We start from the raw sequence: 12,928 nt of genomic DNA on the forward strand, positions 1-12,928 counted from the left end.
CTTCCGTCGGACAGCTGAAGCCAGCGACGTGCCATCCTAAGAGTGAGACTTGAGGCAGTACCACCCAGCGGACGCCGGAGCGCAATGTCGGCTGGCAACCGTGGAATCTGCGAGTCCATTCCGGGCGATCCGCCGACGACCAGCAGATCGTCACATCGCGCAGCCCAGCGATCCACGTCCTCAGCAATTACTTGTCCATAGCACTCGGACACGACAACCAACATGCTTTCCTTGCACACAGTATCTGGCTTGTGTGAACCAGGTTGCGTTCGCATCCTCCGCCACCACTGGACCGCTCCTAATCCGTCTACCGCAACCGAATCTGCATGCCCTCGTGAGAAGGTCGCGCTGTATGCCGGCCCTAACGAGGTCGCGAGCCTTATGCCCAAACCCGCCGAAACCACGTACAGGTCTGCGTCATATCCCCTGAAACCTGCGTCCGAGAACAACAACTTGGCTTGCTGCCACGCTTCCCCCATGTAAAGGTCTCCGAGCGAAACCCCCCCACTCGCAGCGCAGACTCGTTGAACCCACTGCTCAGCTCGTGCTTCGGTGTCGCCGGCGTCGAGGCTACGCACAGCGAGTTCAGCCGGAACCGGAGCAGACTTTCGATTCGTGCAGCCAACGACGATTGCTAGTTTTCTCATCGGCGGGCCTCCCTGTCAGACTCATAAACTACACTATGGTTGGTCCTACTCGAGAGCGCAGTTACCGTAGCGCGTCTCGCCGCAACCAGGAGGTTACTTATGATCAAGCCACCAGCAGTCGTCCTGCTCAGCGGCGGTCTTGACTCCACGACCGTCCTCTCCATTGCAAACGACCTCGGGTTCATGTCGTACGCACTTTCGTTTCGCTACGGACAACGGCATCACGTAGAGTTAGACGCCGCCAGGCGGGTGGCCGGTTCCCTCGGAGTCGAGCGTCACGAGATCGTGGACATTGACCTCCGTACATTCGGCGGTTCATCACTGACATCAGACCTGGCTGTTCCCAAACACAATTCGGCGAGTGCACTTGACGAGGGCATCCCGAACACCTATGTCCCAGCACGTAACACGATTTTCCTGTCGTTTGCGCTCGCCTATGCAGAAGTGGTTGGTGCACGCGACGTCTTCCTCGGGGTCAACGCACTGGACTACTCCGGCTACCCAGACTGCCGTCCGGAGTACATCGCCGCCTACGAACAGATGGCAAATCTCGCTACACGCGCGGGGGTGGATGGCCAACGGCTTACCATCCACACGCCACTCATCTCGATGACCAAAGCCGAGATTGTACGGCTCGGGACCGACCTCGGAGTCGACTACTCTATTACCTCGTCCTGCTACGACCCCAGTGTCGACGGCCAACCATGCGGCCATTGCGACTCGTGTCTACTGCGCCTTCGTGGATTCGAGGAAGCAGGCCTCAACGACCCGCTTACGTACCAAGGGAGTCTTGTGTGACCTACAAGGTCAAGGAGATCTTCTACACCCTTCAGGGCGAAGGAACCCACGCCGGAAGACCGGCAGTGTTCTGTCGATTTGCGTCTTGCAACCTTTGGACCGGCCGCGAGAAGGATCGTCACCGGGCGGTTTGCCAGTTCTGCGATACCGATTTCGTGGGTACCGATGGCCCCGGCGGCGGCAAGTTTGCGACTGCAGCCGACCTAGCCTCCGCCGTGAGCGCCAAATGGACGTCGACTACCGGGGAGAAGATGGTCGTGTGCACCGGAGGTGAACCTCTCCTTCAGCTTGACGAGAAGCTGATAGATGCACTCCACGCCAGGGGGTTCTATGTTGCCGTAGAGACCAACGGCACTGTGTCTCCACCATCGGGCATCGACTGGCTCTGCGTGAGTCCAAAGAAGAACGCACCACTGGTTGTAACAGGAGGCAACGAGTTGAAACTCGTCTATCCACAGGAGGATCTGTCGCCTGCATCGTTCGAAACTCTTGATTTCGCGCGATTCCGTCTTCAACCCTTGGATGACGCGAAGACCGACGAGAACACCGCTGCTGCGGTCACCTACTGTCTAGAGAATCCTCAATGGCAGTTGAGCCTTCAGACCCACAAGTTGTTAGGAATCCCGTGACACGGCGTATGGAGATCTTCCGCGAGTTCACGTTCGAGTCGGCCCACCGACTGCCGAATGTCCCTGAAGGACATAAGTGCGCCCGGCTACATGGGCACTCGTACCGGCTGACTGTCACCGTTGAAGGACCGGTCGACACTCGGTTCGGATGGGTGATGGACTTTGGCGATTTGAAGGAAGCCGTCCAACCCCTGGTGCGTACACTCGATCACCATCTCCTCAACGAGATCGAGGGACTCGAGAACCCGACGAGCGAAATTCTTGCTGTCTGGATCTGGGATCGCCTATCCCCTGACATTCAGGGCCTCCACTCGGTCCAGATCCGCGAGACATCGACATCAGGTTGTACATACTACGGGTCCACCTAGCAGCTACGCCGACTGTCGGGACGAAGCGAGACTAGCGGTCCTTGCGTAGTGATCTCGATGGCGTTCAGTTGGTCTTGCGCGGTCGCGCCGTCCCGAGGGTCCACGAGACCGGTCAACGTCGGACGCGGTCCCACTCACCGGAGTGGCCTTTTAGTTTCGCGAGCGCTGACCGCAGCGGCGCAATCAGTCCGCTCGCTGATCCCGTGGCAGCCAACAGCGAACGCGCCTTCTCCGTCACCGCTCGATCTTGCTCCGGCAGCAACCCGTCGAATCGCTCGTCGAGCACCCACGGGGCATCGGCGGTTGCGCACGCGCTGACGGCGTCGAGCAGGATCTCCATGCGTCGAGCACGTGCTGAAGTGCTGGCACCGTCGCAGATGAGCCAGTGAAACTGCTGCGTCCAGAGTTCTTGCCTCGCCGACTTTCCTGAAACGTCGACGAAAGTGCCACGCGCTGTGCGTAATCCGCTCCGTACGAGGTACTCGTCGACTTCCATGGCGAGTCGGATCACGTTGTCGTCGTTCAGCGAGGCACCGATGATGAGCAGGTGCTTGGTGAGGAGCAGTGCCTGCAGGAGCGCCCCGGCCGGCTTCGACTTCGTGTCGAACAGCACGAAGTCGCGGCGGGTAAGAACGATCGTCTCGGGCCGGCTCGCGTCGCCGTGAAGTTTCAGCAGCCACTCCCGTTTCGGATCGACCGACTCCCACGGCAAGACTGTCGGTCGATGTCGTTCGGTTGCTTCGACGGCACGCTCGTACAGCGCGTCGTAGTTGGTGGTGACCGCTTCGCGACAGTTCATCGCAGCGAGAAGGGCATGTGCAACAGCCACTTTCGCGGGATCACCGATCGCCGCCCGAACCTTGGCATTCAGTTCATCCGCCCCCATCTTTACAGCGAGGTACTCGGCTTTGTCCAGGTCCCCGAGCTCTTTGAAGTCGGATGGCCGCTCACCTGCGTCACCGCCCACCTTCTTCAGAAGATCACCCCAGTTGGGCAGTCCCGCGGCAATGCTGACGCCCGCACCCAAGAACAACGCGAGATGCCCATCGGCAGCCAACCCACCGAGCCGACGCGCTTCGTCCATCTCGTCGTCGTTCAAGTCCCACACCGGCGAGCCCTGTCGCGCGAGTTCGCGTCGTGCGTGCTGGGCGGCGCTGAAGACGGCCCGGTTGGAGGCCACGAGCAGGACGTCGATGTGGTTGTTGGCCGTGAACGACAGCAGCGTCGCCAACAACGATCGGAGAATCGCACCTCGCTGGTCACCAAGACCCCCACGTCCAATGCCTAGCACCGGAATTGCGATGCGCGTGAGTTCTCGGCTGCCTGTCGTAGCCAACTCCGCGTCGGCGATCTCCGACAGCGTGTCGGTGACGCGACGAACCAGTTCGTCGTCGGACAGCACCTGCTCGTCGGCGACGCTGATGAACCAGACCGGCGCTTTAGTCGCGCTCCGCGCGAAGGGGCGCGGCCAGTCGCTCGGTTCGGCCGCGTCGTGTGGACCGGTGACCGACTCTGGCCAGCTCGACGTGATGTCGAAGCGGCGGTCGGTCGGGACGATGACGGCGTCGTAGTCGAAGTTCTGGATCAGCCCGTGAAGGACGAAGAGGTGGCCGCGGGTCTCTGCAGTAGACGTCACGCTGAGCACTCTAGATCCGACACCGACGGCTGCTTGTCGTACCCGGTTCGTACGGTGGTCCCAACATCACGAACGGAGGTTCACCATGTCGGCCACCAACGATCTCGACAGCCTCGTCTTCGCGTTCCCCGAGGTCCACGAGGACGCGATCTTGCGCATCACCTTCCAGCGCACCCTGCGCGTACCCGACGACGACACCACCTACGGATTGCCGCCGAGCCTCGGCGAGTTCCCCGTGTATCTCGATCCTCGAGCGCGCGAGTCGGTGATTCCGATGTGGCAGTCGGAAGCGATGTGGATGAACTTCTCCACGAACTCGGGCTATCCGTTTCTCGTCAAGATCGGTGTCGGCGGACTGAACGCCATCACCGGCGAGCCATTCCGTCCGGAGATCGACTTCGCAGACGACGACTACGTGGAGATTCCCAGCCAGCCGTGGCTCGACGGCTTCTACGCCGACCCGACCACTGTGCGGCAGTTCGTGGCGATGCCGCTCGGTGGCGGGTACTCGGTCGCAGAACAGTTGACCGGAACCGACGACGGCACGATCCGATTCTTCGTCGCACCACTGCGTGCGGACAAGTGGGCCCAGCGCCCACGGTTCCAATACATGTCCGAGACCTGCGGCTCAGTGCCCGATGCCAGCGCCGATGGCATGGGACTGGGCGCCGGCGGATCGATCACACAGTCGATCGCGACGCCGATCGAACCCACCGAGAACTGGGACAACGACTCGCCTGCCAGCGCGGTCGTGCGGATCGTCAACACCACTGCGTGGCAAGAGATCACGGACACTCAGCCACCTCACGAGCCCCTGACCATCGAACAGTACCGCCAGTACAACTACCCATGGTTCCAGTGGTACGACGATTCACTTGCCCGCCAGGGCGACTCGCCGTTCAACAAGGCAAAGACGGTGAAGCAGATCGGCGAGCACAATGACGAGCAGCCTCTACCCGACAACACCAGCTTCACTCCCCCGACGCCGATCGTCCTGGGTCCGTGACAGCGACACACGACAGGTGATGATGATGCGACACGCAACAATCTTGGTGGCCGCCATGCTGGCCCTCGCGGGACTTGGAATCGGCGTCGGGGCATCCGTCGCCGCAGCCCCACAGCTTGGTGACCGCTGCATCGGCGCCGACATCGGGCGCACCACCGTCGATTCACGCGGCAACCACATCATCTGCGACAACTACCGGTGGCGGCTCAACCGCGGCCAGACCCCGCGACATCCTTGGGCCGACGAGCAGCGACAGTGGAGCGAGTGCACGGCCAAACACAGCACCGACTGGTGCCGGCGTCATTCGAACGGGCGCTGACACTCGTAGGAGGAGATCATGATCGAGAACTACGAGCACTACCTCGAAGAGCTTGGCGACTACGACAATCAGATCAGGGACTCGTGGCGCGCGTTCATCGACGAACTGGCCGCTTACCTCGGCGCCCTGAACCCCATCACGTACGAGTTCTTCGAACTGTCTCATCCGATGAATGGCCGCGACCACCAGCTCATCACGTTCCGGGTCAACAGATCTCGTCGTATCCGAGCGACGATCCCCAAAGATGCTCTGGCCATCGGGTATTCGCCGATCAAACCTCCGCCACTGAACGAGAGTGAATGGCGCTACCTACCGCGCAAGCACGAGTACGTGCGCGAATTCGGCCGAAAGCACTGCGAACTTGTTGCCGCGCAGACGGTCACGCTCCTTCGCCGGCATTGGTGGGTCATCCACCCGTCATTCCTCACACTTCGTGATCCCAGCAGCACGGTGCATCCGCTCACGACTTACGAGTAGCACAACACTTTTCACACCTCAGCGCTTCGTGAGCACACCGTTCGCATAGCGGAATCCGCGTGGACCCTTGGAGCAGTCGATACCACCGCGCGGGAGCGCCGTGCACGAGACGTCGCCGACGACGATCCGATGATTCGGCGGGAGCACCCGGCCCACCCGTGCGCCGCCTTCGGTGATCGTGTTGGAAATCGTTCCGCCGACAATCTTCACGGCGTTCGGAGGCCCGCTGAACGGCGGGCTGCTGACCTCCGGCGTACCCGGAGGAAACCCGACCGAACACAACACCGCGCGGCCGCCCTCGGCCGGGTAGATCCCGCACTCGCGCAGCGGCGCGCGTGCATACGTCCACAAAAATGAGCCCGGGTTGCCCGGGACGGCGTAGTCAGCAGCGTCGACCGTCGTCGGCGCGGCCGAAGTGTGCGGTGCCGACGTCAGCACCAACGCGCCGCTCGCAACCAGTGCGGCAACGCATCCACCGGCCAGAACCCGCCTCGAACTCATAACCACTCCATCCACACCGTCGTCAAGTACATAGGGTATCGCGAGCACCGATCCAATTCGTCAGAGTCGTTTTCTAAGCTGGCCCGGTGAGCACGATCCGAACCGCCGAGGACGCGGAAGCCAACGCGACCAGGCGCATGCGTGAGATGGGGTTTCCCGACGCGTACGTCGCCGCGCCCGGAACCCTTGAAGTCCACGCTGCCCGCGGGCTGGCACATGTGAAATGGCATCGCGGGATGGTGGACAAGTCGGAGGTGCAGAACCTGTTCGGTGCGCGCGCCTACGACCACTCCAAACAACTCCTCTACTTCACGGACTCCGCGTACGCCCACGACGCGATCGACTACGCGACGAGCACGCAGATTGCGCTGTTCGTCTACAGAGACGACGGAACCCTCGTCCCCGTCAACATGCCGGCTCACAGCGTTCAGGCGCGCGTTGCCGCAACGCCGAGCACGACGTGGACACCGGCCGCGACGACGACGTATCCGAAGGCACCCGGCTTGTGGAAGACCACGGGGTGGCCCTTCGTGCGCCGGCATTGGCGGCTGATCGGGGCGATCGTCCTCACGCTCGCGATTCCCGGCGGCATCATGCAGCTGATATCGCCCGACCCAGGGACATCTAGAGGCGAGACGATCGGGACGCTCATCGGCGTCATCGTCGGTGCCACCATCTTCTGGGCGTTGTACTTCGCGGACCGCAACAGGAAGCAGCACGGTACGACGGCGGTGAACCAGCCATCATCCGCGGCCGAGGTCACCGACGCGAGCATCCAGGCACTCTGGAAGCGCTCGATGGAGCGGCTCAACGCCGTGCGCGTCGAGTACGCCGCCTACGAGACAGACCCCACTCAGTTCTTCTTCCGACCACTCCTGTCCGACCTCAATCATCCTGCAGTGCAGGCGTTCCACGACGCGTTCGCGTCGGCCGACGCCCTGCGCATCGACGACCACGTGCCCACCGACGCGACACTGGTTCGGGACTTCGCCGACCGGGTCACTGCCGCCGAGCGCACCTGGCGCAAGGCCGACGCTCTGGCACGTGAAGCGGGCACATCTCCGTTCACCGCTGACCAACAGGACCTGCTGCGGACCGCCCAGCGTGCCATCGATCTCGCACTCGACGTCAACGCGTCGGCCAACGAACGCGCCGCCGCCTACTCTCGAGTACTCGCCCTGTTCGAAAAGGCCAAGATCACGCCGCCAGACAGCATCGGCACCGCGCTCCGACGCCAAATTGATTCTGTTACAAGGCAATCCCTGCCGACGTCCGACTAGTCGTCGCGCACTCTTACAACGTCTCGCCCAGCAGATTCGTCAACGCCCCGTCGAGGTCGGGGAAGCGGAACACGAATCCGACGTCGTCGAGGACCTGCGATCGTGCGCGTCGACCCGTGAGGCCCAGCGCTGGATCGGTGCGCAACGCAATCGCACCGACTCGCAGCAGGGGTGCCGGTGTCGGTGGCGCGGGCGGCCGGTGCAGCGTCGAGCGCAGTGCCGCCATCAGTTCGACGTTGCGCACCGGGTTGGGGCTCGCCCCGACAACCAGCCCGTCGGGGATGGTGATTCGCGGGTCGAGACCCAGTGCGGCGCGGACGATCGCGAGCCAGTCGTCGACGTGAATCCAACTGAACCACTGTTGTCCCGAACCGACGCGGCCACCGAGTCCGACGCGGGTGAGGTCGGCGAGACGTTTCATCGCCGGGGCCTGCGCATCGAGGACGATCGACGTCCGCAGCGTCACCAGATGGTCGGCGTTCGCGCCGGCCACCGCCTCCTCCCACGGCCGGGCCACCCCGGTCATCTGCGGTAGGCCGTCGGGCACGGGTGTGGTCTCAGTGCACCACTGCTCCCCGGCGTCGCTCCAGATGGCGGTGGTGCTCGCCTGCAACCAGTATGTGATCGGGGTGGCGCGGCGCTTCGACGCGTCGACCAACGCGCGGGTCGCCTCCACCCGACTGTCCCGCAGAAGAGCCACATTGCGATCGGTGGGACGACAATCCACCAGCTTGCCGGCCAGGTTCACCACCGCAGTCGGCCGGTCCGTGGTCAGTACCTCCGACCAGTCCCCGACGGTGCGTCCGTCCCACCGAACCTGCTCGAAGGGAGACGCGGGATCGACACTGCGCGTGAGGATCACCGGACGGTGACCACGGCAGGCGAGATCCGCCGCCAGGTGCTGGCCGAGCGCGCCGCTGCCGCCGGCGAGCACGACGGTGAGCGTGTCGTCGGCGGGTGCCACACCGGCAAGCCGGGCCAGGCGGGCCACGTCGACCCGGTCGGCCAACTGCGGCACTCCGGACCGAATGATCCGACTCACCGAACCCGATCGGGCTGTCGCGGTGACGGTTTCGGTCAGGATGCAGCCACCATCGGCCGGGGTGAGCCGAAAGTCGACCACGGCGTCACCGACCGGTTCCGGCTGGGTCAGCTGCAAGTGTCGCGGCTCGTCGTACACCGTGATGGTGAACGGTGGCGCGAGACGGCGGTGAAACCGTCCGGCCAAGCGGTGCGACCGCACGTAGTCACCGCGTGCACCGGTTGCAGCCGGACCGTCGAGCGAGAGTTCTCGATATCCGCTGTGCCACTGCGGTAATCGCGTCGGATCACCGACGACCTGCCACACCGACTCGACATCCTGAGCAATGAACTGGGCGTACGACCTCACACTGCCCCGTCGCTTTGCTCGCTCCGGTGTACTTGCCATACGTCACCGTAGGCCCACACTCGCCCACTTGTCGGTGTCGTCCTTCACATCCGGAGATAGATCACATCCCACCGGTGTGCGACGTCAGAGTCCGGCGCCTCGCACTCCGTACTCGGCCTGGCTGGAGGTGAAGCCCTCGTACTCCAACTGATCGACCAGACCGGAGTGCGAGAACGACGAAATCGCCAGGTACTCTTTGGCCTTCTTGACCGCCTGCGCGTTCCAGTTGACCCCCAGACTGTCGACCGCGACCGTCGCATCCGACTCCGAGAATCCCTCGTACTTCAGCTGGCCGATCAGCCCGGAACGCGAAAACGCCGAAATCTCGAGGTATTCCTTCGCCTTGCCGATCGCGTTCTGCTGGCTGACGGTGTAGCCGGCCAACACAATGGACATCTGTCCCGAGTCGCGCACGGCGACGGTCGGTTCCGCAACGCCCACCACGGAACCCGCCGCGACGGCGACGCCGCCGACCACGGCCGCTGCGGCGAGAGCACTCACCCAGGGCAGCTTGTGTACCTTCATCATCTTTCACTCCTTGCCTTCGATACTGTTCGTCGTTGTTGGCGTGGCCGTTTGGGTCTCGCGCCGACGTGTAGTGACAAGCTATCGGGCAGCACCGACAATTCGGGCGGACACCTATTTGATTGTCCGCCCCTCGTCGAGCTACGCACCAAGAATGCGCAGACCACTCATCGCACACGACACTTCGGGTTGCATCGACCTTCAAACCGTTTCGAACACAGACACTTTGGTCCACTCAGTAACACCAGACGAAGATCATCCAATCGAAGGATTCCGACGATCCCGGCTGCGTGGAACAATGCCTCTAAGTGTGGACACCGTGGTTCACTCTGCGAAGAAGGTTGCCCGCAGTAGGAAATCAGAGCCATCATTCTCGCAGCGCACACGTCACCAGGCCTTCGAGGCTCCTCGCAAGGGCTCGTCGCACCTCAGGCAGCGGAGGTTGGCTCCGTTTCCACGGATCTGGGCCCAGTAGCCGGACGTGGTGTCGCCGAAGCGATTACCTTGGCCCAACAGTTCCCCTCCCACCGCACTGCATGAGGCTCGCGGGAGTCAGTTGCTGAGGACGCCTATGCTCCCCGCGGCATCTCCCACGCAACATTGTACTGGGCGGCAAAGCTTGTCGCGGCCACGAGCACCGGCATGAACTTCTCGATAACTGCGCGTCGGAGTTCGCCGTCGGTGTCGATCGCAACGGTCGAGTCCTCGAGCGTCGAAGTGCACATCCGTGCATAGCGTCGAAGCAGCGGCGTGTTGGCGCGAGTGCGTTTCACGAGTTCGGCCGCCGTCAGCGTTACGGGGTTCGTGGCGAACTCCGCGAGTAGTTCGGCGAGAAGGCGCGGAAACTGGCCCGCCGGAGGGTCGTAGTGTCCGGCCGATTCGGGGTGGAGCTGTTCGATGATGTCGATCGCGCCTTCGCTGCAGAATTCATCCCATGCCTTCAACGCCGCCATCAGGTTGTTGACGTGAAAGCTGCTGCATTCCAGTGGCCGCACCGCGAACACGTGGTCCTTGATCACCACGAGCGAGATGTCGGGCCAACGTGACGAATGTTCGGCGACCACGGCGCCAAGGAGATCCATGTCGGGGGTCCCATGCCCGAAGATGGTGCAGAACTCTATGCGCAAGGCGTATGGCGATACGAGACATTTGGAGTACAGGTCAGCGTCTGCGGTGTTGAAACAGATTGCCTTACCGACCATCTCGAGGCTGTCACCGAAGTATGCCTCCATCGTCGTGCGTACCAGTTGCAGCAGGTGTTTCGCATCTTCGGGAAGGAGCCCGACGGCGGCCTTGCCCTCGATGGTGACTTCGCGCTTCTTGGGTTGCGCGGCGACTGCTGCTCGCGCGTCCGGTCCGAAGGGGTCGTGAATCGTCAGTGACGACGGGTCGGCAACACTCCACACTTGCCGCAGCGCGTCGGCCGCCGCAGAGACGAGTTCACCCAGGCTGCGCTTACCGGACTCGCGGATGTACTCCCCTGAACGCAGCTGCCGCCACCCGAGCCTGTCGAGCGCTGTGACCTGCGCACGGCCGATCGACGCATCCGCCGGCGGCCAGAACGGTCCGAGGGCCATCCCGTCGACCGCGCATCGGATACGCCCGGAACCGGTCAGGGTGAATACGAGCGTCGTATGGCTACGTTGGCTTGCGCCGTGGATCTCGACGAACTCGTCGCGCTTGAGTGTCACCAACCTGCGCGCCAGTTGTCCTCGGAACCTGCTCCAGTTGGCGTCGTTGAGATCAGCGTCGGTCATGGCACCCTCCCCTGCTGGCGGTCATCGGAGATGACCTGGTGAGGCTCACGCTACGAAGGGGCGCCGACAGTCTGCGTCGAAGTGAACGGCTTCATCCACAATGGTGAGGTGACCGAACTCGCCGACACCGTTCTGCCGCTCATCCGCACCCGAGCCGACCTGCACAGGTGGCGTGCAGCCGACGCACACGGCGGTCAGATGCATGAGGCGGTCGACATTCTCGAGGAGGCCGCAACAGGCGACGATCCCGCCGACGTCTTCGCTGTCACCCAGAAAGCGCTCGCCTCGTCGCTCACGCTCATCATGCGTGCCGACGATTCCAGCGGCATCATCGGCGGCGCCATCCGCCGGCTGCTCGCCCTGCACCCCACCGTCGCCGAACGCGCGGGTGTCGCGCCGGCGAAGCTCGTCGACTGGATGATCGACTTCCAGTTTCACAACAGGTGCGACTTCTTCACCATCGATCCCGTGGCCTACGCGCCGGCGCTCGGCGACGTCGGAATGGCGCGCTACCGCACACGGCTCGACGCGATCCGGGCCGGCATCTCCCCGCCGCCCCCTCCCGACGACTGGCGCGACCCCGATCGTCACGAACGATCCAGGTTGGAGTACAACGACCGTCGGCTCGCCGTGTTCGATCGTGACCTCGACGCCGTCATCCGGACGCACGCGCGCGATCAGAAGCGAGCGGCCTGGTTGGAAGACACCGCCGAGGCGCTGGCCGAGATCGGTGAATACGACCTCGCGATCGACTGGGCGCATCGCGCGTCGCTGCACGACCAAGGGCATCAGGCGCTGACCGCGTCCGAAACGTGGTGCAACCTGCTCGCCGCCCACCGACCCGAAGACCTCCTCGCCGCACGCACCGAGGTGTTCCGACGGTGGCCGTCGTCGACGACCGCCAGCCGACTGTATGGAGCTGCCGGTGACGAGTGGTCGGCGCTGTCCGCCGAGGTGACCGCGACGCTGTCGGACCAGCCGCGGGACGCAGTGGCTTTCAGTCTGTTCACCCTCGACGACCCGCGTCGAGCCTGGGAACAGGCACGCGCACTGCGCCTTTCGCCCGATGACTCACTCTGGCTCGACCTCATCAAGCGGTACGAGAAGATCGACAAGCTTGCCGTTCTCGACCCGCTGGTCGGGTTGGTCGACGCCGAGTTGGAGTACACGGGAGTCGGGCACTACAAGGCGGCCGCGCGGTACCTCAAGCGGATGCGGACGATCGCGAAGGGCACCGATCGCGCCACCGATGTCGACGAACTGATCGCCGACCTCCGGGAAGACAACCGCCGCCGACCACGGCTGCAGCAGGAGTTCGACAAGGCGGGGTTACCTTGAAGGGTCACCGCCATTGGGGCGCCCCCGCTGGCTGAGGTGCGAGCCTGCGAGCCTCGAAGCCTTTGGTGGGCTTACGATGTCGTCTCACCAGCCCTTCGCGGCTCGCTCCGCTCGCACCTCAGGGACCGGAAGGGGTTCTCCACGGATCCAGGCTCAGGGAGCGGAGAGGTGGTCTCGACACGACGCCTCGCCTAGCGGCTCGGAGTCGGCTCGACCAG

13 protein-coding genes are annotated in these 12,928 nt (G+C 63.4%); 8 read left to right on the forward strand and 5 right to left on the reverse strand.

Translation table 11 applies throughout. From position 1 onward, the window contains the following. Positions 1-686: 686 nt before the first annotated feature. The 3 genes from queC to queD are packed head-to-tail and all read left to right on the forward strand — an operon-like array spanning position 687 to position 2,442. Positions 687-1,445: a 7-cyano-7-deazaguanine synthase QueC gene (queC, locus tag ACWDTF_RS18960; RefSeq protein WP_449754857.1), complete on the forward strand. Its 759-nt coding sequence runs from the start codon at positions 687-689 to the stop codon at positions 1,443-1,445. Continuing rightward, complete coding sequence (gene queE / locus ACWDTF_RS18965) at positions 1,442-2,074, forward strand: 7-carboxy-7-deazaguanine synthase (protein ID WP_449754858.1); 633 nt, start codon at positions 1,442-1,444, stop codon at positions 2,072-2,074. The genes queC and queE overlap by 4 nt, the downstream gene beginning before the upstream one ends. An 8-nt stretch (positions 2,075-2,082) precedes the next feature. Beyond that, positions 2,083-2,442, forward strand: coding sequence for a 6-carboxytetrahydropterin synthase QueD (gene queD / locus ACWDTF_RS18970; protein WP_449754894.1), 360 nt, complete (start codon positions 2,083-2,085; stop codon positions 2,440-2,442). Positions 2,443-2,554: 112 nt separating this feature from the next. On the opposite strand, the gene ACWDTF_RS18975 is transcribed toward queD, so the two are convergent. Then, the gene (locus ACWDTF_RS18975) at positions 2,555-4,078 is read right to left on the reverse strand and encodes an SIR2 family protein (protein WP_449754859.1); all 1,524 of its coding nucleotides are present in this window, start codon (positions 4,076-4,078) and stop codon (positions 2,555-2,557) included. Between the two features lie 85 nt (positions 4,079-4,163). Between ACWDTF_RS18975 and ACWDTF_RS18980 the strand changes: the two genes are divergently transcribed. Genes ACWDTF_RS18980 through ACWDTF_RS18990 form a run of 3 tightly spaced genes read left to right on the forward strand, consistent with a single transcriptional unit; the run spans position 4,164 to position 5,880 of the window. Then, positions 4,164-5,084 (forward strand): hypothetical protein, encoded by a 921-nt coding sequence (locus ACWDTF_RS18980; protein ID WP_449754860.1) that lies wholly within the window; start codon positions 4,164-4,166, stop codon positions 5,082-5,084. A 25-nt stretch (positions 5,085-5,109) separates the two neighbouring features. Continuing rightward, a complete protein-coding gene (locus ACWDTF_RS18985; protein WP_449754861.1) occupies positions 5,110-5,403 on the forward strand; it encodes a hypothetical protein in 294 nt (97 codons plus the stop codon). A gap of 18 nt (positions 5,404-5,421) precedes the next feature. Next, positions 5,422-5,880, forward strand: coding sequence for a TY-Chap domain-containing protein (locus ACWDTF_RS18990; protein WP_449754862.1), 459 nt, complete (start codon positions 5,422-5,424; stop codon positions 5,878-5,880). Between the two features lie 18 nt (positions 5,881-5,898). Here the strand turns inward: ACWDTF_RS18990 and ACWDTF_RS18995 are convergent, their stop codons facing one another. Beyond that, positions 5,899-6,381, reverse strand: a complete 483-nt coding sequence (locus tag ACWDTF_RS18995; RefSeq protein WP_449754863.1) for a hypothetical protein — start codon at positions 6,379-6,381, stop codon at positions 5,899-5,901. Between the two features lie 86 nt (positions 6,382-6,467). On the opposite strand from ACWDTF_RS18995, the gene ACWDTF_RS19000 reads away from it, so the two are divergent. Further along, positions 6,468-7,661, forward strand: coding sequence for a hypothetical protein (locus ACWDTF_RS19000; protein ID WP_449754864.1), 1,194 nt, complete (start codon positions 6,468-6,470; stop codon positions 7,659-7,661). Positions 7,662-7,674: 13 nt separating this feature from the next. Here ACWDTF_RS19000 and ACWDTF_RS19005 read toward each other — a convergent pair whose 3' ends face one another. From ACWDTF_RS19005 to ACWDTF_RS19015, 3 genes are all read right to left on the reverse strand, one after another. Continuing rightward, on the reverse strand, positions 7,675-9,090 hold the full coding sequence (locus ACWDTF_RS19005) for a DUF1731 domain-containing protein (protein ID WP_449754865.1): 1,416 nt from the start codon (positions 9,088-9,090) through the stop codon (positions 7,675-7,677). An 84-nt stretch (positions 9,091-9,174) separates the two neighbouring features. After that, positions 9,175-9,618, reverse strand: a complete 444-nt coding sequence (locus ACWDTF_RS19010) for an Ltp family lipoprotein (RefSeq protein WP_449754866.1) — start codon at positions 9,616-9,618, stop codon at positions 9,175-9,177. A 566-nt stretch (positions 9,619-10,184) separates the two neighbouring features. Continuing rightward, entirely contained in the window at positions 10,185-11,372 is a 1,188-nt protein-coding gene (locus tag ACWDTF_RS19015) for a TY-Chap domain-containing protein (protein ID WP_449754867.1), read from the reverse strand. A gap of 108 nt (positions 11,373-11,480) precedes the next feature. Between ACWDTF_RS19015 and ACWDTF_RS19020 the strand changes: the two genes are divergently transcribed. Continuing rightward, entirely contained in the window at positions 11,481-12,710 is a 1,230-nt protein-coding gene (locus ACWDTF_RS19020) for a DUF6880 family protein (RefSeq protein ID WP_449754868.1), read from the forward strand. Positions 12,711-12,928: the final 218 nt, after the last annotated feature.

This window comes from Gordonia sp. NPDC003422, assembly GCF_053588675.1.

Coding starts and splice junctions, on each gene's coding strand:
- queD (WP_449754894.1), top strand. CDS start 2,083: ATGGAGATCTTCCGCGAGTTCACGTTCGAGTCGGCCCACCGACTGCCG.
- ACWDTF_RS18980 (WP_449754860.1), top strand. CDS start 4,164: ATGTCGGCCACCAACGATCTCGACAGCCTCGTCTTCGCGTTCCCCGAG.
- ACWDTF_RS18985 (WP_449754861.1), top strand. CDS start 5,110: ATGCGACACGCAACAATCTTGGTGGCCGCCATGCTGGCCCTCGCGGGA.
- ACWDTF_RS18990 (WP_449754862.1), top strand. CDS start 5,422: ATGATCGAGAACTACGAGCACTACCTCGAAGAGCTTGGCGACTACGAC.
- ACWDTF_RS18995 (WP_449754863.1), bottom strand. CDS start 6,381: ATGAGTTCGAGGCGGGTTCTGGCCGGTGGATGCGTTGCCGCACTGGTT.
- ACWDTF_RS19005 (WP_449754865.1), bottom strand. CDS start 9,090: ATGGCAAGTACACCGGAGCGAGCAAAGCGACGGGGCAGTGTGAGGTCG.
- ACWDTF_RS19010 (WP_449754866.1), bottom strand. CDS start 9,618: ATGATGAAGGTACACAAGCTGCCCTGGGTGAGTGCTCTCGCCGCAGCG.
- ACWDTF_RS19015 (WP_449754867.1), bottom strand. CDS start 11,372: ATGACCGACGCTGATCTCAACGACGCCAACTGGAGCAGGTTCCGAGGA.